This window comes from Photorhabdus sp. RM322S, from assembly GCF_042879395.1.
GTDB classification, from domain to species: domain Bacteria; phylum Pseudomonadota; class Gammaproteobacteria; order Enterobacterales; family Enterobacteriaceae; genus Photorhabdus; species Photorhabdus khanii.
Window position 1 is genome coordinate 1 of sequence record NZ_JBHFKW010000108.1, and the last position, 2,235, is coordinate 2,235.

Annotated in this window: 1 protein-coding gene; it reads right to left on the reverse strand. The window is 51.6% G+C overall.

From position 1 onward, the window contains the following. Nucleotides 1-2,235, reverse strand: a 2,235-nt coding sequence (locus ACGF63_RS22715; protein WP_387633341.1) for an amino acid adenylation domain-containing protein, incomplete at both ends; no start/stop codon positions are given.

Below are 2,235 nucleotides of genomic sequence, written 5' to 3' on the forward strand. Positions count from 1 at the left end.
AATGCCCAGTAACTCATGCCAGACAACAGCAAGGGTGATTTCAGTTTCTCCCTGAGGATCGGCATACTTCTGACGGGCAAACGCGTCCTCACCGGGCACCGGCAAAGCCTTGCGATCCAGTTTACCGTTCGGGGTCAACGGGAAACTATCCAGCCGCACAAATGCTGCCGGCACCATATATTCTGGCAGAACCACACTCAGATGCTCACGCAAGCTATTTGCCAGCCCTTCATCTTCATCTGCTACCACATAGGCCACCAGCCGTTTTTCTAGTCCGTCTCCATGTACCAGTACCACTGATTCACGCACTATCGGGTGTTCCATCAATCGGGTTTCAATTTCGCCCGGTTCAATGCGGAAACCGCGGATTTTCACCTGCTGATCATTGCGCCCCAAAAACTCCAGATTGCCGTCCGGCCGGTAGCGCGCCAAATCCCCGCTACGGTACAGGCGGGCATTCGGGTCATCACTGAACGGATCAATCAGGAAACGTTCTGCCGTCAGCTCAGGCTGGTTCAAATACCCCCGTGCCACACCCACGCCGCCAATATAGATCTCTCCCATCACACCGGCCGGTACTGGCTGGCCGTAGGCGTCAAGGAGATAAATTTGAGTATTGGCAACTGGCTGACCAATCGGGGGAGTATTTTCATCCCGGCTATCACAGGCGTAGAGCGTCGCACAAATCGTCGTTTCGGTTGGGCCATAAGCATTGAACATCTGCCTGCCCACCGCCCAACGTTTGACCAGTGTGGTTGAACACGCTTCTCCGGCTACCAGCAAGGTTTTCACGGTATCCGGGAGTTCATGCATGGCCATCAGCACAGTGGGCGGTAAAAAGAGAATATGGCTAATCGCGTTATCAACAAGATAACCGGCAAGGGCTGCGCTTGGCAGAATATCGGTGGCTCGGGGCAGATAGAGCGTGGCACCGACCAATAACGTCAAACAGCATTCCCAAATGCTGGCATCGAAGCTGTTTGAAGCAAACTGCAACGTTCTGCTATCTGGCGTGATAGCCAGTTTATCTTGCTGCGTACTAATCACACTGCATAAGCCACGATGTTCTACCATCACCCCTTTTGGCATGCCGGTCGAACCGGAGGTATAAATCACATAGGCCAGATGCCGTGATGTCAATGTGGCTATCTGCGGATTACGGTCTGGTTGATTAAACCCGGAATTTGGGTCAAGCACTGTTTGTCCGGTTAATGCTTGCTCTCCCAAAACTTCCCGTCCGGTCTCATCCACTAAAACAATAGCCGGATCGGCATCATTAAAAATATGTGCCAAGCGTTCACTGGGATAAGTCGGATCCAGCGGGACATAAGTTCCCCCCGCTTTCAGTATGGCTAGCATGCCTATCACCATGGAGGATGAGCGTGTGACACAACTGGCGATTAACTGATCTGGCTCCACGCCCAAGGCAATCAATTGGTGCGCTAGTCGGTTAGCGCGGACATTGAGTTCGGCATAACTAAGGTGTTGGCTTTCATACACCAACGCAGTTGCGTCCGGGGTTTTCGCTGCCTGCTGTTCGAATAACTGATGGATGCATAAGACATCAGGATACGGTGTTGTTGTTATGTTCCACCTCTCCAACAATAATCGGCGTTCTGCCGGAGCCAGAATCTCTATTTCTCCCACTTTCTGTTGGGCATTGTCCACCATCGCTTGTAATACAGCATGCAGATAGTCTACTTGCCGTTCTATGGTTGATCGATCAAACAATGCAGCAGAATAGCCAAGATCGCCAACAATACAGTCCGCTTCTTCAAACAAATTCAATTCAAGATCAAATCTGATAATATCCAGCGTTTGATCAACGTGTGACACTATCAAATCCGGTAATTCCAAGTCTGCGTGTTCATTGTTCTGCCAAGCAAACATCACCTGAAACAGTGGGGTATGTGCCAGCTGACGAGGCGGTTGCACAATTTCCACCACCTGCTCAAACGGCAAATCTTGATGCGCCTGAGCCGCTAATGCAGTTTCCCGCACCCGGGACAGGCATTCCGCCACGGTCAGTTCACCCGAAAGCGCCATCCGCAAGGCCAGTGTGTTGACAAAAAAACCTATCAGTGGCTCTACTTCCTGTCGGCTGCGGCCGGCAGTGGGAGTACCGATAATGATATCGTCTTGACTGGACAACCGTGATAAAACGATACCCCAGGCTGACAGCACGGTCATAAACAACGTGACACCGTGCTGCTGGCTTAACTGTTTGAGGGCGGC